The sequence below is a fragment of the Pseudomonas hygromyciniae genome (genome assembly GCF_016925675.1).
GTDB classification, from domain to species: domain Bacteria; phylum Pseudomonadota; class Gammaproteobacteria; order Pseudomonadales; family Pseudomonadaceae; genus Aquipseudomonas; species Aquipseudomonas hygromyciniae.
In genome coordinates, this window is sequence record NZ_CP070506.1 from 137,202 (window position 1) to 162,975 (window position 25,774).

Annotated in this window: 8 protein-coding genes; 7 read left to right on the forward strand and 1 reads right to left on the reverse strand. The window is 59.7% G+C overall.

The features are described 5' to 3' along the window. Positions 1-51: 51 nt before the first annotated feature. Complete coding sequence (locus JTY93_RS00645) at positions 52-14,622, reverse strand: retention module-containing protein (RefSeq protein ID WP_205518965.1); 14,571 nt, start codon at positions 14,620-14,622, stop codon at positions 52-54. Positions 14,623-14,962: 340 nt separating this feature from the next. Here JTY93_RS00645 and JTY93_RS00650 point away from each other — a divergent pair, with 340 nt between their 5' ends. From JTY93_RS00650 to JTY93_RS00680, 7 genes are all read left to right on the forward strand, one after another. Continuing rightward, complete coding sequence (locus tag JTY93_RS00650) at positions 14,963-16,309, forward strand: TolC family outer membrane protein (RefSeq protein ID WP_057438932.1); 1,347 nt, start codon at positions 14,963-14,965, stop codon at positions 16,307-16,309. Positions 16,310-16,350: 41 nt separating this feature from the next. Beyond that, positions 16,351-18,507: a type I secretion system permease/ATPase gene (locus JTY93_RS00655; RefSeq protein WP_205480159.1), complete on the forward strand. Its 2,157-nt coding sequence runs from the start codon at positions 16,351-16,353 to the stop codon at positions 18,505-18,507. Further along, positions 18,497-19,858: an HlyD family type I secretion periplasmic adaptor subunit gene (locus JTY93_RS00660; RefSeq protein WP_029298775.1), complete on the forward strand. Its 1,362-nt coding sequence runs from the start codon at positions 18,497-18,499 to the stop codon at positions 19,856-19,858. The genes JTY93_RS00655 and JTY93_RS00660 overlap by 11 nt, the downstream gene beginning before the upstream one ends. 288 nt (positions 19,859-20,146) lie before the next feature. Then, the gene (locus tag JTY93_RS00665; protein ID WP_205480161.1) at positions 20,147-21,067 is read left to right on the forward strand and encodes a LysR family transcriptional regulator; all 921 of its coding nucleotides are present in this window, start codon (positions 20,147-20,149) and stop codon (positions 21,065-21,067) included. 406 nt (positions 21,068-21,473) lie between these two features. Then, positions 21,474-23,009 carry an MFS transporter gene (locus tag JTY93_RS00670; RefSeq protein WP_205479424.1) on the forward strand — a complete coding sequence of 512 codons (1,536 nt, stop codon included), beginning with the start codon at positions 21,474-21,476 and terminating at the stop codon, positions 23,007-23,009. Between the two features lie 25 nt (positions 23,010-23,034). Beyond that, positions 23,035-24,093, forward strand: a complete 1,059-nt coding sequence (locus tag JTY93_RS00675) for an HlyD family secretion protein (protein WP_205479422.1) — start codon at positions 23,035-23,037, stop codon at positions 24,091-24,093. Beyond that, the gene (locus JTY93_RS00680) at positions 24,090-25,526 is read left to right on the forward strand and encodes an efflux transporter outer membrane subunit (RefSeq protein ID WP_205479420.1); all 1,437 of its coding nucleotides are present in this window, start codon (positions 24,090-24,092) and stop codon (positions 25,524-25,526) included. The genes JTY93_RS00675 and JTY93_RS00680 overlap by 4 nt, the downstream gene beginning before the upstream one ends. The last annotated feature ends 248 nt before the right edge of the window (positions 25,527-25,774 follow it).

Consider the following 25,774-nt stretch of genomic DNA (forward strand, 5'->3'; position numbering starts at 1 on the left):
GGCCGCAAATGAATCGGCCGCCTCAAGAGGCGGCCGGTTCAGTGGTTCAGCTTAGGTGTGATCGACCTTGATGGTCGGGTCAGCACCACTGATCAACGAATTGATCGTCTGGCCGGACCAGTTGTTACCTTCCAGCTTGATCGTCACATCCGCATTGGCCAGGCCGCCGTCAGCGTTGAGCTTGCCTTCGGAACTGATCTGCAGCGTGGTCACGTTATCCACCGTGGTCAACTTCAGGAAGTTGTCGATGGTGCTGTCGGTTTCACCCTTGAGCAGGTCACGCAGGTCGATACGGTCGCCTTCCGAGGCCTTGAAGTCCTTGATCACGTCGTTGCCGACGTCACCGGATCTCCAGACGAAGGTATCGGCACCGGTACCGCCGATCAGGATGTCATTGCCCTGGCCGCCGATCAGCGTGTCGTTACCGGTACCGCCCAACAGGATGTCGTTGCCCTTGCCACCGTCCAGGTAGTCGTTGCCGCCCTGGCCGAACAAGATGTCATCACCCGAGCCACCCAGCAGGGTGTCATTACCGTCTTTGGCACCCGAGGTGTTGAACTCGTTGTAGTGCTCGGTGATGTACTTGTGCACATCCTGGCCGGTGACAGAAGCAACCGCCACGCCGTTTTTCCCTGCCACGTAGGACTGGATAGCGTTGTAGCCCTCGCCGGTAATGCCCGGGAAGCTCACCAGGTCGCCGAACAGGATGTCATTGCCGTCACCGCCATCGACACGGTCGGCACCCGGCAGGGTAGCCTCGCTGTGACCGAGGATGGCGTTGGCCAAGTCCTTCGGATCGATGTTGCTTTGTGGCTTGCCATCGCTGTCGTACGGTGCCAACTGATTCAGGCTGACCCCGCTGTTGAGGCCGATGGCTTCTACGCCACCTGAGGACAGGCTTTTGAGCAGTGCGAACGCATTCTGGGAGTTGGTAGTAGTGGCTGTATCGGTGTAGTTACCATAACCGTCAAGAACCGATATCTCATAGGTGCCATCGCCCTGGGCATGGATGACGCCCTTGTAGGACGACGAGCCGTTGGTCCAGAGGGTCACCTCACCGATAGAGTTGATCTTAAGGTAGTGATTCGAGTCGATGTTGATCTGGGTGGCGGTACCTATGGTGTAGTTGTTCATGTTAACGACGTCATCGAGCTTGACGTTGCCATACAGAGTCGGGTTGGTCTGCTCGGAACGCTGGTAGAACGTCGGCTGACCATCGGTGATGAAGTACGTGGTGTTGATTGCGTCCGTGTTACCAGTCGCCTGGCCACTTTTGAAGAAGTTGGACGCAGCCTTGAACACGTCTTCGTAGTTGGTCCCGCCGGTCGACACCATCTTATCCAGGACTTTCTGCAGCGCATCCAGCGCACCTGGGTCTTTCAGGTTGACGGTAACCGTGCGGTTGACCTGGTCACTGAAGTCCGCCAGGAAGATGTTCACGGTGCCAGAGGTACTGGCGCCGATACTGTTTTTCAGTGAGTTGAACACGGTGGTCAGCGAGGCTTTCGCCGCCGCCACCGAGTCCGAACCCATACTGCCCGACGTATCGATCATGAACGCAATGTTGTAGTTCTTGCCCTGAACCACGTTCAGGCCCGAAACGTCACCCACGATAATGTCGTTGCCACTGGTACCGGTGACGTTGTCATCGCCCGAAGTCGCCGTGCTCCCGCTATAAACCGCTGGGTACACCTTGACCGGCAGGTTGGCCACGGTTGTGGCCGAGCCGCCGAGGCTTTCGGTGGAGGTCGACGTCACGGTCAGGTTGTACTGACCGCTGGTGTAAGGCAGTGGCTTGAGGCTCAAGTTGTTGAGGTTCCAACCGGTGACGTCCACTTCGGTATGGCCCTGGGTCGCTGTGAAAGTATGACCGGCACCGTCGCTGAGCACTGCGCCCACCGGGATGCTGCCAATCTTCACGCTCAGGGTTTCCGAACCGTCGGTATCGGTCAGGCCGGTGGTGACTTTGGTCAGTTTGACCGTGCCGTTTTCCAGTCCTTCGTTGAGCTTGTACGCGTCGTAGTAACCCTGGCCGTTTGTGCCGTGCAGATCCGACACTTGCGCGCCGGCGCTGATCAGGTCGTTGATGCCGGTGTAGATCGGGATGTTGGTATTGCTCAGGTTAGTGGTTGCACCACCGTTGACCGACAGGTTGACGTCATAGCTGCCGGGACCTGACTGGTTGGCATGGTAGATATCAATGCTGTAGTAGCCATTGCTGGTCGGGGTGTAGGTACCGCTGAACTGGCCCGAGTTCGAGCCCCAGGTACCGCTGGCCACGTCTTTGCCGCCGACGTTGATCAGGATGCTGTCATCGCCATAGCCGCTGAAGGTATAGGTCTTGCCAGCTTCCAGGTAGATCAGGCCGGAGGTTTTCGACCCGGCGCCGCCAGGTACGTCGGCAGTAGACGTAACGTCGGTCGCTACCACGGTGCTGTTAGGCGTTCCGGCGTTATCGATCGCATTTTTCAACACGGTCGGCGAGGCGCCATTACCGTTGGTGCCCAGGTTGGCAATGCTGTTCCAGCTCTGCTTGGTCAGGCCGACCGAGGCGATGTTGTTATCGGCAACGCTCAAGGTCGGCGCGTCTGCAACCGGAGTGATGTCGACTTTCACGGTAGCGCTGGTGCCCAGGTCCTTGCCATCGGTTGGCTGGAACTTGAACTGTGCGTAGTCAGCCTGTTTGTTGCCCACACCGGTGCCGCCGTAGCCGTCGGCTCCGGATTCGTTGGCGTTTGGCGTGAAGCGCAACTGGCCGCCGTCGATCTGCGCCTTGGTGAAGGTCTGCCCGGCTGTCACGTTGGTCCAGGTAGTGCCGTCCGCTGCCAGGTACTGCAGCTTGCCGGCGACTGGCAGCTCGGTGATTTTCACCCCGAGGCTGGCCTGCGGCGAATCCACATCGGTGACCCCGAAATTGGCCCAAGTCAGCTTCAGCGATGTGTCTTCGGTGCCGGTAACGGCGCCGCCAGTGGCAACCGGTGCGTCGTTGACCGCCACTACGTTGACGGTGGTGGTCGCCACGTTCGAGTAGTTGCCGCCGTCGGTCACCGTCACGGTGATGGTCCGTGGCGTGGTGCTCGGGTCGTCGCTGCTGTTGCTGAACGTGATGTTCTTGATCTGCTGCATATAGTCAGCCAGCGACGCCGTACCGGTCAGGGTCAGGGTGACCTTGCCGGTGACAGGGTCCGTGACCGAGGTCACGTTCAAACCGGTGACCTTGCTGTAGTCCAGCGAGTCGCTCGGCTGAGTATTGGTCAGCACTACCGTGGCGCCCGTCAGCTGGGTGCTGTCCGGGTCAGTGATTGTGATGTCGGTGTCAGCAATCGACACGCCAGTGCCGCCTTCGGTGAACGTAGTCTTGAAGTCGTTCCCGGTGGCGCCACTGGAATTGTTGGCATCCAGGTCGATAACCGGCGGTGCATCGTTGTCGATGATCGATGTTTCGATCTTACCGTTGGTGGTACTGACAGCCAGGTTCTCGAAGTTACCGCCGGAGGTCCCGGAGATACTGATCTCGAACTTCTCCGTAGGCTCGGTCAGCTTGTCGTCGATGGTCTTGATATCGAACGTCGCGCTGCTTTGGCCGGCTGGAATCTTCACGGTGTACACGCCGTTGAAGTCTGAACCGTCCTGGGCCACGCCTTTGTACGAGAGGGTCACCGTGACTTCGGTTTGCGCCGGCTGGGTCAGGTTCAACGTGTAGTGAGCAGTCTGGCCTTCGGTAACCGAGGTATCGCCCGCGATACTGATCACGGTGTTGCTCGTCACGTCCGTCACCTTGGTGACGACTGGAGTACCGACCGGGATCAGGTTTTCATACTTGTCGCCACCGCTGACCACGTTAGTGATCTTGGCGGAAATATCCTTGGCGCCCACGTAGAAGTCATTCGGCGCGGTGAAGTTGGCGGTACTGCTGGTCTTGCCATTACCGATGGTAATGATCAAGTCGTTGTCCAACTTGATCACCAGGTCCGAACCCACGTTGGTCACGGCCACGCCGTTCTTGTCCACGAGGCTGGCGGTGTAGACGATCTGGCCGCCTTCGGCGACGTTGGTGGTGGCGGTCAGCACAACTTTTACATCGTCGATGGTGTCGTTGATCTGCGTTGTTGCGCCATCGCCTGCAACCACGAGTTTCTCGAAGTTGCCGCCAGCGGTGTCGGTGATCTTGACGGTCTGGGTGCTCTTATCGATGAACACGTCATCGCCTGGAGCATCAACCGTCACGGTGCCAACGGTGTCGCCCGCCTTGATGGTGATGGTTTGTTTGTTATCGAGCGTCAGGGTGACGTCGGTGTCAGCCTTGTTGCTCAAGGTAGCGGTGTAATTGATCTTGCCGCCTTCGTTCACTTCCGACGGAGCCGTCAACGTCACAGTCGTAGTGTTGTCGGTACCTGGGGTGTCCGTGACAGTCGTAGTGACCTTGTCAGTATTTGGAACCAGGTTCTCGAAGTGCGCGCCACCGGTGACTTTCGTGATGCCGGTCGTAACAGTCTGGTCGCCTTTGTACACGTCATCCGGAGCCACAACCGAGACAGTACCGCTCGATTTGTCCACACCGATGGTGATGACTTGCTTGTTATCCAAGGTGATAGTCAGCGGACCGGTAGTGTTAGTGACCGGTGCGCCGTTTTTATCCACAAGGGTAGCGGTGTAGACGATCTGGCCGCCTTCGCCCACGGTTTTGGTGGCAGTCAGCACCACATCGACTTTGTCGATGGTGTCGTTGATCTGCGTCGTGGCGCCGTCGCCTGCAACCACGAGCTTCTCGAAGTTGCCGCCAGTGGTGTCGGTGATCTTGACCGTCTGGGTGCTCTTATCGATGAACACGTCATCGCTCGGAGCATCAACAGTCACGGTGCCGACGGTGTCGCCGGCCTTGATGGTGATGGTTTGTTTGTTGTCGAGTGTCAGCGTGACGTCGGTATCCGCTTTATTAGAAAGCGTAGCGGTGTAGGTGATCGTGCCGCCTTCGTTCACTTCCGACGGAGCCGTCAGGGTCACGGTAGTGGTGTTATCGGTACCTGGGGTGTCAGTGACAGTCGTAGTGACCTTGTCAGTATTTGGAACCAGGTTCTCAAAGTGCTCGCCACCGGTGACCTTAGTGATGCCGGTCGTAACAGTCTGATCGCCTTTGTACACATCGTCTGGCGCTACAGCCGAGACAGTACCGCTCGACTCGTTCACACCAATGGTGATGACCTGTTTGTTATCGAGGGTGACAGTCAGCGGGCCGGTGGTGTTGAGGACTGGCTTGCCGTCTTTATCAACCAAAGTCGCGGTGTAAACGATCTCGCCGCCTTCACCCACGGTTTTGGTGGCAGTCAGCACCACATCGACTTTGTCGATGGTGTCGTTGATCTGCGTCGTCGCACCGTCGCCTGCAACCACGAGCTTCTCGAAGTTGCCGCCAGTGGTGTCGGTAATCTTGACGGTCTGGGTGCTCTTGTCGATGAACACGTCATCGCCTGGAGCATCCACCGTCACGGTACCGACGGTGTCGCCAGCCTTGATGGTGATGGTTTGCTTGTTATCGAGCGTCAGGGTGACGTCGGTGTCAGCCTTGTTGCTCAAGGTAGCGGTGTAAGTGATCGTGCCGCCTTCGTTCACTTCCGACGGAGCCGTCAACGTCACAGTCGTAGTGTTGTCGGTACCTGGGGTGTCCGTGACAGTCGTAGTGACCTTGTCAGTATTTGGAACCAGGTTCTCGAAGTGCGCGCCACCGGTGACTTTCGTGATGCCGGTCGTAACAGTCTGGTCGCCTTTGTACACGTCATCCGGAGCCACAACCGAGACAGTACCGCTCGATTTGTCCACACCGATGGTGATGACTTGCTTGTTATCCAAGGTGATAGTCAGCGGACCGGTAGTGTTAGTGACCGGTGCGCCGTTTTTATCCACAAGGGTAGCGGTGTAGACGATCTGGCCGCCTTCGCCCACGGTTTTGGTGGCAGTCAGCACCACATCGACTTTGTCGATGGTGTCGTTGATCTGCGTCGTGGCGCCGTCGCCTGCAACCACGAGCTTCTCGAAGTTGCCGCCAGTGGTGTCGGTGATCTTGACCGTCTGGGTGCTCTTATCGATGAACACGTCATCGCTCGGAGCATCAACAGTCACGGTGCCGACGGTGTCGCCGGCCTTGATGGTGATGGTTTGTTTGTTGTCGAGTGTCAGCGTGACGTCGGTATCCGCTTTATTAGAAAGCGTAGCGGTGTAGGTGATCGTGCCGCCTTCGTTCACTTCCGACGGAGCCGTCAGGGTCACGGTAGTGGTGTTATCGGTACCTGGGGTGTCAGTGACAGTCGTAGTGACCTTGTCAGTATTTGGAACCAGGTTCTCAAAGTGCTCGCCACCGGTGACCTTAGTGATGCCGGTCGTAACAGTCTGATCGCCTTTGTACACATCGTCTGGCGCTACAGCCGAGACAGTACCGCTCGACTCGTTCACACCAATGGTGATGACCTGTTTGTTATCGAGGGTGACAGTCAGCGGGCCGGTGGTGTTGAGGACTGGCTTGCCGTCTTTATCAACCAAAGTCGCGGTGTAAACGATCTCGCCGCCTTCACCCACGGTTTTGGTGGCAGTCAGCACCACATCGACTTTGTCGATGGTGTCGTTGATCTGCGTCGTCGCACCGTCGCCTGCAACCACGAGCTTCTCGAAGTTGCCGCCAGTGGTGTCGGTAATCTTGACGGTCTGGGTGCTCTTGTCGATGAACACGTCATCGCCTGGAGCATCCACCGTCACGGTACCGACGGTGTCGCCAGCCTTGATGGTGATGGTTTGCTTGTTATCGAGCGTCAGGGTGACGTCGGTGTCAGCCTTGTTGCTCAAGGTAGCGGTGTAAGTGATCGTGCCGCCTTCGTTCACTTCCGACGGAGCCGTCAACGTCACAGTCGTAGTGTTGTCGGTACCTGGGGTGTCCGTGACAGTCGTAGTGACCTTGTCAGTATTTGGAACCAGGTTCTCGAAGTGCTCGCCACCGGTGACCTTAGTGATGCCGGTCGTAACAGTCTGATCGCCTTTGTACACATCGTCTGGCGCTACAGCCGAGACAGTACCGCTCGACTCGTTCACACCAATGGTGATGACCTGTTTGTTATCGAGGGTGACAGTCAGCGGACCGGTAGTGTTGAGGACTGGCTTGCCGTCTTTATCAACCAAAGTCGCGGTGTAAACGATCTCGCCACCTTCGCCGACAGTTTTAGTCGCGGTCAGGACCACATCGACCTTGTCGATGGTGTCGTTGATCTGCGTCGTGGCGCCATCGCCAGCAACCACCAGCTTCTCGAAGTTGCCGCCAGCGGTGTCGGTGATCTTGACGGTTTGGGTGCTCTTATCGATGAACACGTCATCGCTCGGAGCATCAACAGTCACTGTACCAACGGTGTCGCCCGCCTTGATGGTGATGGTTTGCTTGTTATCGAGCGTCAGGGTGACGTCGGTGTCAGCCTTGTTGCTCAAGGTAGCGGTGTAAGTGATCGTACCGCCTTCGTTGACGGCGTCTGGCGCGGTCAATGTGACGGTAGTGGTGTTATCGGTGCCCGGTGTGTCGGTCACGATGGTGGTGACTTTATCGGTACCTGGAACCAGGTTCTCGAAGTGCTCGCCACCGGTGACTTTAGTGATGCCGGTCGTAACAGTCTGATCGCCTTTGTACACATCGTCTGGCGCTATAGCCGAGACAGTACCGCTCGACTCGTTCACACCAATGGTGATGACCTGTTTGTTATCGAGGGTGACAGTCAGCGGACCGGTAGTGTTGAGGACTGGCTTACCGTCTTTATCAACCAAAGTCGCGGTGTAAACGATCTCGCCGCCTTCACCCACGGTTTTGGTCGCGGTCAGGACCACATCGACTTTGTCGATGGTGTCGTTGATCTGCGTCGTCGCACCGTCGCCTGCAACCACGAGCTTCTCGAAGTTGCCGCCAGTGGTGTCGGTGATCTTGACGGTCTGGGTGCTCTTATCGATGAACACGTCATCGCCTGGAGCATCAACCGTCACGGTGCCGACGGTGTCGCCAGCCTTGATGGTGATGGTTTGTTTGTTGTCGAGTGTCAGCGTGACGTCGGTATCCGCTTTATTAGAAAGCGTAGCGGTGTAGGTGATCGTGCCGCCTTCGTTCACTTCCGACGGAGCCGTCAGGGTCACGGTAGTGGTGTTATCGGTACCTGGGGTGTCAGTGACAGTCGTAGTGACCTTGTCAGTATTTGGAACCAGGTTCTCGAAGTGCTCGCCACCGGTGACCTTAGTGATGCCGGTCGTAACAGTCTGATCACCTTTGTACACATCGTCTGGCGCTACAGCCGAGACAGTACCGCTCGACTCGTTCACACCAATGGTGATGACCTGTTTGTTATCGAGGGTGACAGTCAGCGGACCGGTAGTGTTGAGGACTGGCTTACCGTCTTTATCAACCAAAGTCGCGGTGTAAACGATCTCGCCACCTTCGCCGACAGTTTTGGAGGCAGTCAGGACCACATCGACTTTGTCGATGGTGTCGTTGATCTGCGTCGTGGCGCCATCGCCAGCAACCACCAGCTTCTCGAAGTTGCCGCCAGCGGTGTCGGTGATCTTGACGGTTTGGGTGCTCTTATCGATGAACACGTCATCGCCTGGAGCATCAACCGTCACGGTGCCGACGGTGTCGCCCGCCTTGATGGTGATGGTTTGCTTGTTATCGAGCGTCAGGGTGACGTCGGTGTCAGCCTTGTTGCTCAAGGTAGCGGTGTAGGTGATCGTGCCGCCTTCGTTCACTTCCGACGGAGCCGTCAGGGTCACAGTCGTAGTGTTATCGGTACCTGGGGTGTCCGTGACAGTCGTAGTGACCTTGTCAGTATTTGGAACCAGGTTCTCAAAGTGCTCGCCACCGGTGACCTTAGTGATGCCGGTCGTAACAGTCTGGTCGCCTTTGTACACATCATCCGGCGCTACAGCCGAAACAGTACCGCTCGACTCGTTCACACCAATGGTGATGACCTGTTTGTTATCGAGGGTGACAGTCAGCGGGCCGGTGGTGTTAGTCACCGGAGCGCCGTTTTTATCCACAAGGGTAGCGGTGTAGACGATTTGGCCGCCTTCACCCACGGTTTTGGTCGCGGTCAGGACCACATCGACTTTGTCGATGGTGTCGTTGATCTGCGTTGTCGCACCGTCGCCTGCAACCACGAGCTTCTCGAAGTTGCCGCCAGCGGTGTCGGTGATCTTGACGGTCTGGGTGCTCTTATCGATGAACACATCATCGCCTGGAGCATCCACCGTCACGGTACCGACAGTGTCGCCAGCCTTGATGGTGATGGTTTGTTTGTTGTCGAGCGTCAGGGTGACGTCGGTGTCAGCCTTGTTGCTCAAGGTAGCGGTGTAGGTGATCGTGCCGCCTTCGTTCACTTCCGACGGAGCCGTCAGGGTCACAGTCGTAGTGTTATCGGTACCTGGGGTGTCCGTGACAGTCGTAGTGACCTTGTCAGTATTTGGAACCAGGTTCTCGAAGTGCTCGCCACCGGTGACCTTAGTGATGCCGGTCGTAACAGTCTGATCGCCTTTGTACACATCGTCTGGCGCTACAGCCGAGACAGTACCGCTCGACTCGTTCACACCAATGGTGATGACCTGTTTGTTATCGAGGGTGACAGTCAGCGGACCGGTAGTGTTGAGGACTGGCTTGCCGTCTTTATCAACCAAAGTCGCGGTGTAAACGATCTCGCCACCTTCGCCGACAGTTTTAGTCGCGGTCAGGACCACATCGACCTTGTCGATGGTGTCGTTGATCTGCGTCGTGGCGCCATCGCCAGCAACCACCAGCTTCTCGAAGTTGCCGCCAGCGGTGTCGGTGATCTTGACGGTTTGGGTGCTCTTATCGATGAACACGTCATCGCTCGGAGCATCAACAGTCACTGTACCAACGGTGTCGCCCGCCTTGATGGTGATGGTTTGCTTGTTATCGAGCGTCAGGGTGACGTCGGTGTCAGCCTTGTTGCTCAAGGTAGCGGTGTAAGTGATCGTGCCGCCTTCGTTGACGGCGTCTGGCGCGGTCAATGTGACGGTAGTGGTGTTATCGGTGCCCGGTGTGTCGGTCACGATGGTGGTGACTTTATCGGTACCTGGAACCAGGTTCTCAAAGTGCTCGCCACCGGTGACCTTAGTGATGCCGGTCGTAACAGTCTGGTCGCCTTTGTACACATCATCCGGCGCTACAGCCGAAACAGTACCGCTCGACTCGTTCACACCAATGGTGATGACCTGTTTGTTATCGAGGGTGACAGTCAGCGGACCGGTAGTGTTGAGGACTGGCTTGCCGTCTTTATCAACCAAAGTCGCGGTGTAAACGATCTCGCCGCCTTCACCCACGGTTTTGGTGGCAGTCAGCACCACATCGACTTTGTCGATGGTGTCGTTGATCTGCGTCGTCGCACCGTCGCCTGCAACCACGAGCTTCTCGAAGTTGCCGCCAGTGGTGTCGGTGATCTTGACCGTCTGGGTGCTCTTGTCGATGAACACGTCATCGCCTGGAGCATCAACCGTCACGGTGCCGACGGTGTCGCCCGCCTTGATGGTGATGGTTTGTTTGTTGTCGAGTGTCAGCGTGACGTCGGTATCCGCTTTATTAGAAAGCGTCGCGGTATAGGTGATCGTACCGCCTTCGTTGACGGCGTCTGGCGCGGTCAATGTGACGGTAGTGGTGTTATCGGTGCCCGGTGTGTCGGTCACGATGGTGGTGACTTTATCGGTACCTGGAACCAGGTTCTCGAAGTGCTCGCCACCGGTGACTTTCGTGATGCCGGTAGTAACAGTCTGATCGCCTTTGTACACATCGTCTGGCGCTATAGCCGAGACAGTACCGCTCGACTCGTTCACACCAATGGTGATGACCTGTTTGTTATCGAGGGTGACAGTCAGCGGACCGGTAGTGTTGAGGACTGGCTTACCGTCTTTATCAACCAAAGTCGCGGTGTAAACGATCTCGCCGCCTTCACCCACGGTTTTGGTCGCGGTCAGGACCACATCGACTTTGTCGATGGTGTCGTTGATCTGCGTCGTCGCACCGTCGCCTGCAACCACGAGCTTCTCGAAGTTGCCGCCAGTGGTGTCGGTGATCTTGACGGTCTGGGTGCTCTTATCGATGAACACGTCATCGCCTGGAGCATCAACCGTCACGGTGCCGACGGTGTCGCCAGCCTTGATGGTGATGGTTTGTTTGTTGTCGAGTGTCAGCGTGACGTCGGTATCCGCTTTATTAGAAAGCGTAGCGGTGTAGGTGATCGTGCCGCCTTCGTTCACTTCCGACGGAGCCGTCAGGGTCACGGTAGTGGTGTTATCGGTACCTGGGGTGTCAGTGACAGTCGTAGTGACCTTGTCAGTATTTGGAACCAGGTTCTCGAAGTGCTCGCCACCGGTGACCTTAGTGATGCCGGTCGTAACAGTCTGATCGCCTTTGTACACATCGTCTGGCGCTACAGCCGAGACAGTACCGCTCGACTCGTTCACACCAATGGTGATGACCTGTTTGTTATCGAGGGTGATAGTCAGCGGACCGGTAGTGTTAGTCACCGGTGCACCGTTTTTATCCACAAGGGTGGCGGTGTAAACGATCTCGCCGCCTTCGCCGACAGTTTTGGTCGCGGTCAGGACCACATCGACCTTGTCGATGGTGTCGTTGATCTGCGTCGTTGCGCCATCGCCAGCCACCACGAGCTTCTCGAAGTTGCCGCCAGTGGTGTCGGTGATCTTGACCGTCTGGGTGCTCTTGTCGATGAACACGTCATCGCCTGGAGCATCAACCGTCACGGTGCCAACGGTGTCGCCCGCCTTGATGGTGATGGTTTGTTTGTTGTCGAGTGTCAGCGTGACGTCAGTGTCAGCCTTGTTGCTCAAGGTAGCGGTGTAAGTGATCGTGCCGCCTTCGTTGACGGCGTCTGGCGCGGTCAAGGTGACGGTAGTGGTGTTATCGGTGCCCGGTGTGTCGGTGACAGTCGTGGTGACCTTGTCAGTGCCCGGAACCAGGTTTTCAAAGTGCTCACCACCCGTTACTTCCTTGATGCCGGTAGTAACAGTCTGATCACCTTTGTACACATCATCCGGAGCCACAACCGAAACGGTACCGCTCGACTGGTTCACACCAATGGTGATGACCTGGTTGTTATCCAGAGTCACAGTCACTGGGCTGGTGATATTAGTCACCGGTGCGCCGTTCTTATCCACCAAGGTAGCGGTGTAAACGATCTCACCACCTTCACCCACGGTTTTGGTAGCAGTCAGCACCACATCAACTTTGTCGATGGTGTCGTTGATCTGCGTCGTCGCCCCACCCGGAGCGATATCAAGCTTCTCGAAACCACCACCCACAAAGTCCGGATTGATCGTGACGTTGATCGGACCCGCATCTTTGAATACGTCGTCGCTCGGTGCCTTGGACGTCACCTGGCCTGTGGTCTCGCCCTTGGCGATAGTGATGACATCACCATTGCTCAAGGTCAGGGTCAGGTCGCTGCCGGCCTTGTTGCTCAAGGTCGCGGTGTAGGTGATGTTGCCACCTTCGTCGGCCTCGCCGGGTGCGGTCAGGGTGACGGTGGTGGTGTCGGTGGTGCCGGGTGTGTCGGTCACGGTGGTGTTGACCGGCGTGGTGCCAGGTACCAGGTTCTCGAAATGCGCGCCGCCGGTCACATTGGTGATCGCGGTGGTGACGGTCTGGTTGCCCTCATACACATCGTTCGGCGCAACAGTGCTGGCAGTGCCCGCGGATTGGCCGACGCCAATGGTGATGGTCTGGCCATTGTCCAGGGTCACGGTCAACGGGTTGGTAGTGTTGGTGACCGGGTTACCCGCCTTGTCCACCAGCGATGCGGTGTAAACGATCTGGCCGCCTTCGCCCACGGTGGTAGTCGCCGTCAGGACCACATCGACCTTGTCGATGGTGTCGTTCACGGTGGTGGTAGCGCCGTCACCGGCCACTTCCAGTTTTTCGAAGTTACCGCCATTAGTCTCGACGATCTTCACGGTTTGCGTGCTTTTGTCGACAAACACATCATCGCCCGGAGCATCGACGGTGACGGAGCCAACGGTTTCACCCGCCTTGATGATGATGGTCGAACCGTTATCGAGCTTCAGCGTAACGTCGGTGTCCGCTTTGTTGGAAAGCGTCGCGGTGTAGGTGATCTGGCCGCCTTCGCTGACATCGCCTGGCGCTGTCAGTGTCACGGTGGTGGTGTCGACCGAATCGGTGATGGTCGTAACGGCTGGCGTCGTGTTGGGCACCAGGTTTTCAAAGTTGCCACCGGTGGTCCCGGTGATAGTCGTAGTGACGGTGCTGCCATTGACGTAGACGTCGTTGGCCGGGGTATCGACCACCACGGTGCCAACGGATTCGCCGGCCTTGATGGTGATCACCGAGCCGTTGGACAAGGTCACGGTCACCGGGGTTTGCGCCGGATTGGTCAGCGTCGCGGTGTAGGTGATCTGGCCGCCTTCGGTGACGGTATTGGTGGCGGTGAGGGTCAGGCCGGTGTCATCGACCGAGTCGGTAATCGTGGTGACGGCGGGTGTGGTGTTAGGCACCAGGTTTTCGAAGTTGCCACCGGTTGCCCCGGTAATGGTGGTGCTGACCGTGCTGCCATTGTTGTAGACGTCGTTGGCCGGCGTATCGACCACCACCGTACCGGTGGACTTGCCCGCCTCAATGGTGATTACCGAGCCGTTGCTCAAGGTAATGGTGACCGGAGTCTGCGCCGGGTTGGTCAGGGTCGCTGTGTAGGTGATCTGGCCGCCTTCGGTCACCGTTTCGCCTGCGGTCAGGGTCACGGTGGTGGTGTCGATGGTGTCGGTGATCTGCGTGACTGCCGGCGTCGGGTCGACGGTCACGATCAGGTTGTTACCGCCGGTGGTGCCGGTGACGGTGACGCTGATCTGGCTTGGATCGATGTACGGGCTGTCATTGGGTGCCAGGGGCACATTGACGGAGCCGGTCACCTGGCCGGCCGGGATGGTGATCACCGCGCCGTTGGACAGGGTGACGGTCAGGTTGCTGGTGGACGGCTGGGTCACCGTGGCGGTGTAGGTCAGCACGCCGCCGGCTTCGGTGATGGTCGGTGTAGCGCTCAGGGACAGGGTCGACGGCAAAGGTGCGGCCGTAAGTGGGTCGGTCGGCTGCCCGCCAAGTTCGTTGGTCAACGCATTGGTACCGAAACCCAGGCCAGCAGTCGGGAAACCAATGGTGGGATCGACCGAGCCTGCGGTCTCATCGAGCATCACAAAGCTGTGACCGCCACCCGCAGCACCAGTGCCAGCAGCTGTCGCGCCTGCGGCGGTGGCTTCCAGGTCGGTGGTCGGGTCAGCGCCTGCGGCAATGGCCTGCTGCAGTTCGGCAACCGAAGGCGCGGCCTGTGCGGTGGCTTGGGCCAGGTCAGTGCTGGAGTCGGGCGCGGTGGCGCTCCACTGGGTATCACGGCCCAGGTCCAGGGTGCGGCCATCGGCCAGCTCCAGGCTCACGGCGCCCGACATGCCGGTGTCTATCTGATCGCCGGTAAACAGGCGATCACCCTCGACCAGCACCCGACGGGCACCTTCCGGAGAAATGACGAAAACTTGGCCAACAATGCTTTTGACGATTGCAACAACACTGCTCATTGAAGATTTCTCCGGCGATCCATTCTGTGGGTGTTCCTGAGGCTGAGACCCGATGGATTTCATCAGCCTGGGAGGTGCGTAGTTTATAAATCGTATGACGTCAAATAATTGGCTATATTTTTTGGCGATTTACTTTATGCCAAACTATTGACCTTCTTGGCGCCATCCTAAACAATCGCCTCGCTAATGTCACATTGATATTCACGTGGCGAACCGTCCTACATGTGTGAACCAGTTCCGCTTTTGAACTTTCCGACGTACGGTCATTACGGTAGCCATTTTCTAACGCAGCACGCCTAGTTGCTGTGACTTGAGACAAGAAGTCCTGGGGATTCTTAAAATGCGTTTGCACCTGCTTAAGGCAATACCGTTCGTTCTCGCCGCCAGTTTCGTACAAGCCCAAACCCTGCCCCAGGCCATGCAGCAAGCGCTGGATGTGCATCCTGAGATTCAGGCAGGTGTCAACGCTCGTATCGCGGCCGACTATCAGTTGCGTGCGGCCAAGGGCGGTTACCTGCCCCGTGTCGACCTGAACGCCGGTTATGGCCGTGAAGGCACCGACAGTTCATCCACCCGTGCCCGTGGCGGCCATTGGGACACCCTCAATCGCGGTGAATCGAGCCTGCGCCTGCAACAAATGGTTTTTGACGGTTTTGCCACCTCCAGTGAAGTAGGGCGTCAACAAGCCACCGTTAACTCCCGCGCATTTTCGTTGCTTGGCACTTCCGAGCGCACTGCATTGACGGTAGCTCAGGTTTACCTGGACGTCCTGACCCGTCGTGAGTTCGTGCGTCTGGCCGAAGACAACCTGCGCAACCACGAACGTATCTACGACCAGATCAAGTTGCGCACCCAGCGCGGCGTCGGCAGCGGGGCTGACCTGGACCAGGCCGAAGCCCGTCTGGCCCAGGCCCGCAACAACGTGATCACCGAGCAGACCAACCTGGCCGACGCCCAGACCAACTACCTGAGCGCCGTTGGGCAAGAAGCCGATCAGTTGGAGCGTCCGCCTAGCTTCATGGCGATGCTGCCTGCAGACCTGAATGAAGCACGCCGCCAGATGCTCGATAACAGCCCGATCCTGCGTTCGGCTGAATCCGACATCGCCGCTGCCGAAAAACAATACGAAGCCGCCAAGTCTTCCTTCTACCCACGTTTCGACGCCGAGTTGGGCCGTAACGCCGACAACAACATCGACGGCGACGCCAGCCACAACAACGGCTGGGAAGCCATGCTGCGCATGCGTTTCAACCTGTATGCCGGTGGCAGTAACAAAGCTGAGCTGGAGTCCAAGTCCTACCAGTCCAACCAGGCCCTGGATATCCGCAACAACGCCTTGCGCCAGCTGAATGAAGAACTGGGCCTTGCCTGGAACGCCATGAACAATGCCAATGCTCAGGTGCCGATTGCCCAGCAATACGTCGACCACAGCAGCAAGGTGCGCGGCGCCTACCAGAAACAATTCAGCCTGGGCGAGCGGACCCTGCTCGACTTGCTCGACAGTGAAAACGAACTGTTCACCGCTTCGCGTCGTTTGGAAGAGATAAAAAACGTTCAGTTATTTACTCAGTACCGAATCAAGGCGACCATGGGCGAGTTGCTCAAGAGCCAGGGAGTGGTCGCACCGATGGCCTCCGTCGTCCAGAACGATGTGAAGCCGAAAGTTCAACTGCCGGGGATGAATTGAGCTATTCCTTATAGACCCATCTGTTAGTTGAGAGAGCCCGCGTGGAATCAGAAGTCAGTCGAGTCCATCTCAGTCATGATCCACGCACATTGCACGACGACCCGTTACTCGACGGGTTGTTGGCTCTCTGTGCCCTGCACCAGAAGCCCGCCAGTGCGGCGATGCTGACCACCGGTCTGCCATTGCCAGCTCAGCAACTGACCGCCGATTTGCTGGCCCGGGCCGCGGCCCGCGCCGGTTTGCAAGGGCGACTGCTGCAACGCAAGCTCGATTCGATCCCCCCGATTGCCATGCCGGCCTTGCTGTTGCTCAAGGACGGCCGCAGTGCCGTGCTGCTCGGCTGGCAGGGTGAAGACGAGGCCCAGGTGCTGCTCAGCGAAAGCGATGGCGGTGAAACCATCGTCAAGCGCCAGGCGTTGGCCGATGACTACATCGGTAAAGTGTTCTTTGCCCAGCCCCAGCACAAATTCGATGTCAGCCACGGCACCCTGATTCCCCGGGCCCGTTCGTGGTTCCGTGACACCCTCAAGCGTTCGCGCTGGCTCTACGCCGATGCCATCGCCGCCAGTTTCCTGATCAACCTGATTGCCATGGCCGCGCCGCTGTTCGTGATGAACGTCTACGACCGCGTCGTGCCAAACCAGGCCACCGCCACCCTGTGGGTGCTGGCCACCGGTATTTTCATCGCCTACGTCTTCGACCTGGTCCTCAAGAGCCTGCGCAGCCTGTGCCTGGACCTGGCCGGCAAGAAAACCGACCTGATCATCTCGGCCACGCTGTTCGAGCGGATCGTCGGTATGTCGATGAAGTACCGCCCGGCACGGGTCGGTAGCTTCGCCCAGAACATCCACGAGTTTCAGAGCCTGCGTGACTTCCTCGCCTCCCTGACCCTCACCAGCCTGATCGACCTGCCGTTTACCCTACTGATATTCATGGTGATCGCCATCCTCGGCGGGCATCTGGTGTGGATCCCCATGCTGGCCTTCCCGATTGCCCTGGGCATCGGCTACCTGCTGCAAAAGCCGCTGGTCGCCACCATGGAGCGCACCATGGCCCTGGCCTCCGAGCGCCAGTCGAGCCTGATCGAAACCCTGGCCGGGCTGGATGCGGTCAAGGTCAACAACGCTGAAAGCGAGCGCCAGTACCAGTGGGAGCAGACCATTGGCACCCTTAGCCGCCTTGAGTTGCGAGTGAAGATGCTCTCTGGGCTGTCGATGAACATCACCCTGCTGATCCAGCAATTGGCGGGTGTGATCATGATTGTCTTCGGGGTCTACCAGATCATCGACGGCCACCTCAGCATGGGTGGCCTGATTGCCTGCTACATGCTCAGTGGCCGCGCCCTCAGCCCGCTGGCGTCGCTGTCGGGCCTGATGACTCGCTACCAGCAAGCCAAGGTCACCATGGTCTCCACCGACCAGATGATGGAGCTGCCTCAGGAGCGCAATTTCGAAGAGCGCCCCTTGAGCCGCCGCACCCTGCAAGGCGCCATCGAGTGCCGGGGCCTGAATTTCACGTACCCCAACCAGCAGAACATGGCGCTCAAGAACATCAACCTGGTGATCAAGCCCGGCGAGAAAATTGGCATCATCGGGCGTAGTGGCTCGGGTAAAAGCTCCCTGGCCAAACTGATCGTGGGCCTCTACCAACCCGACTCCGGCGCCTTGCTGGTGGACGGCGTGGACATTCGCCAGATCGACGTCAGCGAACTGCGCCACAACGTCGGCTATGTGCCCCAGGACATCCAACTGCTGGCCGGCACCCTGCGCGACAACCTGGTCTCCGGCGCCCGTTACGTTGAAGACGAAGTGGTACTGCAAGCCGCTGAACTTGCGGGCGTCCACGAATTTGCCCGCCTGCATCCACAAGGCTACGAGCTGCAAGTGGGCGAGCGCGGCCAGAACCTCTCTGGCGGCCAGCGACAAAACGTCGCCCTGGCCCGCGCCCTGCTGCTCAACCCGCCTATCCTGCTGCTGGACGAACCGACCAGCGCCATGGACAACACCGGTGAAGAACGCTTGAAACAGCGCCTGCAAGCCGTTGTGGAAAACAAGACCGTGGTGCTGGTGACGCACCGTGCGTCGCTGTTGTCGTTGGTGGACCGCTTGTTGGTCATCGACCGTGGGCAAATCCTTGCCGATGGCCCGAAAGCCGTAGTGATGGAAGCGTTGAAGAAGGGGCAGATCAGTGTTGCGTAAATTCAAGGACGCGGTCCGTCGCTATTTCATTGGTTCCGATTCGCTGGATGGCCAGCCACTGCCAGAGGTCAAGAAGGCCCTGATCGAAGATGCCCCGCGCGTGGTGCGGTTGACCATCTGGGGGATCATCGGGTTTTTCCTGTGCATGCTGCTGTGGGCCGGTTTTGCCAAGGTCGACGAAGTGACGCGCGGTGATGGCAAGGCCATTCCATCCTCCAAATTGCAGAAGATTCAGAACCTTGAGGGCGGCATCGTCGCCGAGCTGTACGTCAAGGAAGGGCAGATCGTCGAGGCAGGCGCGCCGCTGATCCGCCTGGACGACACGCGCTTTGTCTCCAACGCCGGGGAAACCGAGGCCCAGCGCCTGTCCCTGTTGCTGCGCATCGAGCGCTTGAACGCCCAGGTCGAAGACCGGCCGTTGAATATTCCTGAAGACGTGCGTGCCGCTGCGCCCACCCAGGCCATCAACGAGCAGTCGCTGTACGAAAGCCGGCGCCAGCAGTTCAAGGATGAAATCGGTGGTTTGCAGGAACAACTGACCCAGCGCCAGCAGGAGATGCGCGAATACACCTCCAAGCAAGGCCAGTACCGTAACCAACTGTCGTTGCAGCGCCAGGAAATCAACATGTCCGAACCCCTGGTCGCCCAGGGTGCGGTGTCGCCGGTGGAAGTGCTGCGTCTCAAGCGCGCAGAAATGGAAACCCGTGGGCAACTGGACGCCACCACCCTGGCCATCCCCCGCGCCGACTCGGCGATCAAGGAAGTACAGCGCAAGATCGACGAAACGCGTGGTAAATACCGCAGTGAAGCGCTGACCGAGCTCAACGAGGCACGCACTGACTTGAACAAGGCCCAGGCCACCGGCAAAGCTCTCGAAGACCGTGTGAGCCGGACCCTGGTCACCTCGCCGGTGCGCGGGATCGTCAAGCAACTGCTGGTCAATACCATTGGCGGCGTGATCCAGCCGGGCAGCGACATGGTAGAAATCGTCCCGCTGGATGACACCTTGCTGGTGGAAGCCAAGATCCGCCCGCAAGACATCGCCTTCCTGCACCCGGGGCAAGAAGCCGTGGTCAAGTTCACCGCCTACGACTACACCATCTACGGCGGCCTCAAGGCCAAGCTGGAACGCATCGGTGCCGACACCATCACCGATGAAGACAAGAAAACCACCTACTACATGATCACCTTGCGCACCGACCGCAGCCACCTGGGCACCGATGAGAAGCCGCTGATCATCATCCCCGGCATGGTCGCCTCGGTCGACATCATCACTGGCAAGAAGACCATCCTCAGCTACCTGCTCAAGCCCATCATCAAGGCCCGGGCGGAGTCGCTGCAGGAGCGTTGATCTCGATTGCCTGACCTGGCCTCATCGCAGGCAAGCCAGCTCCCACATTTTGGACCGCGTACGCCGTTCAATGTGGGAGCTGGCTTGCCTGCGATGAGGCCCTCAACCTCCCCACACCTCCCGGCTTCTGCTCTTCACAGGCCCTATCGCTATTCTCTAGCGGTATTTAAATTCTGATTCCTGGATCCATAGATTCAATCTCCTGGGTGCCACGTAGCCTGAAACACTCACGTTAAAGCCTGCTACGATTGCGTGCGCTGTACTCCAAATCCATCACGAGTGCTTGGCATGCAACTACCGGATATGAATCTATTGGTGGCCCTCGACGCCTTGCTTGACGAGGGCAGCGTGGTGGGCGCCGCGCGGCGGATGAACCTCAGCCCGGCCGCCATGAGCCGCACCCTGACGCGCATCCGCGAAGCGGTGGGCGATCCGATCCTGGTGCGCGCCGGTCGCGGCCTGGTGCCCACGCCCAAAGCCCTGGAGTTGCAAGACCAGGTGCGCAATGTGGTGGAGCAGGCGGCGTTGTTGTTTCGTTCGGCGGACGAGGTCGACCTGAGCACCTTGCGCCGGCGCTTCAGCGTGCGCGCCAATGACTTTTTTGTCGGTGTGTATGGCGGCCGGTTGTTCGACACCATGGAGCGGGTGGCACCCCATTGCGAGCTGCGATTCGTCCCCGAAGGCGACAGCGACGATGAAGCGCTGCGCGAAGGGCGCCTGGACTTGCGCGTCGGCAATACCATGCCGATCACCCCGGAAGTGAAGGTGCAGAACCTGTTCTCCACCACCTTCGTCGGCCTGGCCCGCGAAGGCCACCCGCTGTTCGACGAAGAAATCACCGCCGCACGCTTTGCCAGCTACTCCCATATCAGCATCTCCCGGCGTGGTATTGCCCGTGGACCGATCGACACCGCCCTCAATGCCCAGGGCCTGGAACGCCGGGTGGCGATGATCGCGCCGGGGTTTCACGGCGCGATGTTCATGCTGCCCGACTCCGACCTGATCCTGCCGGTGCCCAAAGAGGCGCTGTACAGCGCCAATCGCCTGAAACTGCCGCTGCGCGCATTCACCTTGCCGATCTCCCTGCCGACCCTGGTCCTGACCCAGGCCTGGCACCCGCGTTTCGACAAAGACCCGGCGCATAAATGGCTGCGTGAAACCATGCGCGAAAGCTGCGCGGCGACCTGGCGCGAAGCCCAGCCCACCTGAAAACCGCCCTCCAAATGTGGGAGTTGGCTTGCCTGCGATAGCCAGAGGTATCTACATAACATTCAGAAACTCACGAACTTCCCCGTGGCGAGCGGGCTTGCCCCGCGCTGGGCTGCGAAGCAGCCCTGAACCAGGCCATCGCAGTTTATCTGAAGAAACGCGGCGGGCTTTTTGGGGCTGCTTCGCAGCCCAGCGCGGGGCAAGCCCGCTCGCCACGGGGAGGCGTCAGTTTCTGAGAATTGTGTAGATACCTCTGGCTATCGCAGGCAAGCCAGCTCCCACATTTGGGTCGTATTCACATTCAATAGCTGCGTCTGATGCAGTTATAACCTTCCGATAAGTCAGTTTTCGTCATGTCTAAGCCTTATTAAACTGCTCGGGTATTCTATTTCCGAGTTGTACCTTCATGACTTCCCTCGCTGCCCCCGCTCCCTTGGCTGCAGCCAAACCCGCCGCCGCCAGCCCCCCTGTGTTTGGCCCGCGGATCATCATCGGCCTGGTTGGCGTGCTGCTGGCGGTTCTGGTTTCGGGCCTGAACGAAATGGTGACCAAGGTCGCCCTTGCCGATATCCGCGGTGCGCTGTACATCGGTTTTGACGAAGGCACCTGGCTGGTTGCCGCCTACACCGCCACCTCCGTCTCGGCCATGGCCTTTGCGCCGTGGTGTTCGGTGACGTTTTCGCTGCGCCGCTTCACCCTATGGGCCATCGGCCTGTTTACCCTGCTGGGGGTGCTGTGCCCCCTGGCACCGAACTACCAAAGCCTGCTGCTGCTGCGCACCGTGCAAGGCCTGGCCGGCGGGGCATTGCCGCCGATGCTGATGACCGTGGCCCTGCGTTTCTTGCCGGCCAACGTCAAACTCTACGGCCTGGCCGGCTACGCCCTGACCGCCACCTTCGGCCCCAGCCTCGGTACACCGCTGGCGGCACTCTGGACCGAATACGTCGGTTGGCAGTGGGCGTTCTGGCAGATCGTCGCGCCGTGCCTGCTGGCCATGGCCGCTGTGGCCTACGGCCTGCCCCAGGACCCGTTGCGTCTTGAGCGCCTCAAGCAATTCAACTGGCGCGGCCTGCTGCTGGGGTTCCCGGCGATCTGCATGCTGGTGATCGGCATCTTGCAGGGCAATCGCCTGGACTGGTTCGAGTCGCCGCTGATCACCACGCTGCTGGTGGGCGGGGTGCTGTTGCTGGTGCTGTTCATGATCAACGAATGGTCACACCCGATGCCGTTCTTCAAGTTGCAGATGCTCGGCCTGCGCAACCTGTCGTTCGCCCTGATCGTGCTGGCCGGGGTGCTGGTGGTGCTGCAGGCGGTGATCATCCTGCCGTCCAGCTACCTGGCGCAGGTGCAGGGCTATCGGCCGCTGCAGACCGCGCCGGTAATGCTGGTCATGGCCCTGCCGCAGTTGATCGCCCTGCCGCTGGTAGCGGCCCTGTGCAACCTGCGCTGGGTGGATTGCCGCTGGGTGCTGGGGATTGGCCTGGGCATGCTGACCCTCTCGTGCATTGGCGGCGCGCAACTGACCTCGGCGTGGATCCGGGATGAGTTCTACGTACTGCAACTGCTGCAAATCTTCGGGCAGCCGATGGCGGTGTTGCCGCTGTTGATGCTGTCCACCGGCAGCATCGTGCCCACCGACGGGCCGTTTGCCTCGGCCTGGTTCAACACGGTCAAGGGCCTGGCCGCGGTGGTCGCCACCGGCGTGATCGAGGTGCTGACCACTCACCGCCTGCATTTCCACTCGACCATGCTGGTGGACGCCCTGGGCAACTCGCCTCTGGCCGACGGCGATGCCACGGGTCTGGCCCATCGGCTGCACCAGCAGGCCGTGGTGCTGACGTCTGCGGATCTCTATTACGTCATGGCCGGTGTCGCGGTGGCGTTGATCCTGCTGATTTTCTGGATGCCGACGCGGATTTTCCCGCCGCGCGCACCCGCCTGATTGTTGACTGAAACAAAGGATTCCCATGAAACGTAAAGACCAGATTGCCGTGACCGTTATCGCCGTGTGCGCCGTGGGTGTGCTGGTGTACCTACTGGCACCGGGCGTGTTTGGCAGCAAGCGCCAGACCACCAACGACGCCTTCGTCGCTGCCGACTACACCCTGGTGGCGCCACGGGTCGCCGGGTTTATCAAAGAGGTGTTGGTGGAGGACAACCAACAGGTCAAGGCCGGGCAGTTGCTGGCACTGATCGATGACCGCGACTTGCGCGCCGCCGCCCAGGCCGCCGATGCCGAGACCCTGATGGCCCAGGCCCAGCTGAAAAACGCGGTCGCGACCCTTGAGCGGCAAAGCTCGGTGATCGCCCAGGCCCAGGCCACCGTGGCCTCCGATCGCGCCGAAGTGGCCTTTGCCGAACACGAATTGAGCCGCTACAACCACCTTGCCGGTGTCGGTGCCGGCACTGTGCAGAATGCCCAGCAAGCCAAGACCCGCATCGACCAGGCCAACGCGCGCCTGGCCAACGCCACGGCGGTACTGGCCGCCGAACGCAAGCAAGTGGAAATCCTCAGTGCCCAGCGCGATGCCGCCGAAGGCGGCTTGAAGCGGGCCCAGGCCGCGCTGGAAATGGCCAGTTATCAGCTGTCGTACACGCGCATTGTCGCGCCGGTGGACGGCATGGTCGGCGAGCGTGCGGTGCGGGTCGGCGCCTTTGTCACCCCGGGCAGCAAGATCCTCGCCGTGGTGCCGCTGGCCGACGCGTATGTGGTGGCCAATTTCCAGGAAAACCAACTGTCCCACATGCATGCCGGCCAAGCGGTTGAAGTGCGGGTCGACAGCCTCGACGGTGAAGTCCTCAACGGCCACCTGGAAAGCCTGGCGCCGGCCACGGGCGTGACGTTCGCCTCGGTTAAGCCAGACAACGCCACTGGCAACTTCACCAAGGTGGTGCAGCGCATTCCGGTGAAAATCATCCTCGAGCCGGGCCAGGCGCAGGTCCATCGCCTGCGGGTCGGGATGTCGGTGGAGGCCAGCGTCAACACCCAGCCCAGTGCGCAGCAACGTGAGGTGGCGCAGCAATGAAAAAACTCGCGCTGCTGACTCTCAGCATGATCAGCCTGGGCGCTTGCACCGTCGGCCCGGATTTTAAGCGGCCCGACGCCCCGTCGGCGACGCAATGGACCGAGCCCCAGGGCCGCCAGGCCGCCAGTCGCGCGGTCAGCGACCCGTTGGAAGAACAGTGGTGGGATGTGTTCCACGACCGGCAACTGTCGGCCCTGGTGCGCCGGGCACTGAGCGACAACCTCGACTTGAAACTGGCCAGCAGCCGCCTGCAACAGAGCCGTGCGGTGCGCCAGGTGACGAGCGCCGGGCGCTATCCAGAGGTCAGCGCCGATGGCAACTACGGCCGCAAACGCAACAGCGCCAATGGCCTGAGCGACCCGTCCGGCAACAACGGCCGTTCGGCCTTCAACCTGTGGGACGCCGGTTTTGCCGCGTCCTGGGAGCTGGATTTCTGGGGCCGGGTCAGGCGCGAAACCGAAGCTGCCGACGCCACCTTGCAAGTGGCCGAAAACGACCGCCGCAGCGTGTTGTTGTCCGTGTTGGCCGAGACCGCCCAGGACTACATCCAGCTACGTGGCGTGCAAAGCACCCGTGCGGTGACCGAGCAAAACCTCGACGTGGCGCGCCGCAGCCTCAAACTCTCGCAGCTGCGTCTGGCCGATGGCGTGGCGACCCACCTGGATGTCGCTGAAGCCGCTGCGCAAGTGGCCGCCATCGAAGCGCGACTGCCGGATTTGCAGCAGCGCCAGGACCAGTTGATCAACGCCCTGAGCCTGTTGATGGGCCAGGCGCCGCAAGCCTTGCATGCGCAACTGTCGCCAGACGCCGCAGTGCCCCAGACCCAGCGCCAGGTTGCGATTGGCCTGCCGTCGCAACTGGCACAGCGTCGCCCGGACATCCGCCAGGCCGAAGCACGCCTGCATGCGGCGACCGCCAGCATTGGCGTGGCCAAGGGCGACTTCTACCCGCGGATCACCCTGTCGGGCAGCCTCGGTTCCCAGGCCATGCAATTGTCGGATCTGGGCTCCTGGGGCTCACGCACCTTTGCCTTCGGCCCGTCGCTGAGCCTGCCGCTGTTCAACGGTGGCCGCCTGCAAGGCATGCTCGATCTGCGCGAAGCTCAGCAGCAGGAAGCGGCTCTGGCTTACCAACAGACCGTGCTGCGCGCCTGGCATGAAATCGACGACCAGTTGACCCGCTACAACGCCAGCCAACTGCGCCGCGACAGCCTCGCCGAAGCGGTGCGCCAGAACCAGATCGCCCTGGACACCGCCCAGCACCAGTACGTGGAAGGGGTGGTGGATTTCGTCAACGTGCTCACGGTGCAGAGCGCGTTGCTGGCGACCCAGGAACAATGGGTGGAAAGCTCCACCGGCGTGTCCCTGGCCATGGTCGGCCTGTACAAGGCGCTGGGCGGGGGTTGGGAGTCGGTGTATCCGTTGTCTAGCTAGATCCTCTTGGTTTGGTAATGGGCCTGTTGAGGTGAACTGGCTTGTGGTGGCGAGCGGGCTTGCCCCGCGCTGGGCTGCGTAGCGGCCCCAACAACACACCCCTGTTTTCCAGACACACCGCGCAGATAGGTTTTGGGGCTGCTGCGCAGCCCAGCGCGGGGCAAGCCCGCTCGCCACACCAAGCCCGCTCGCCACGACAAGCCCACCAGCCAGAAGCCCACCAGGCACAAGTCCATCTGCCACAGGCC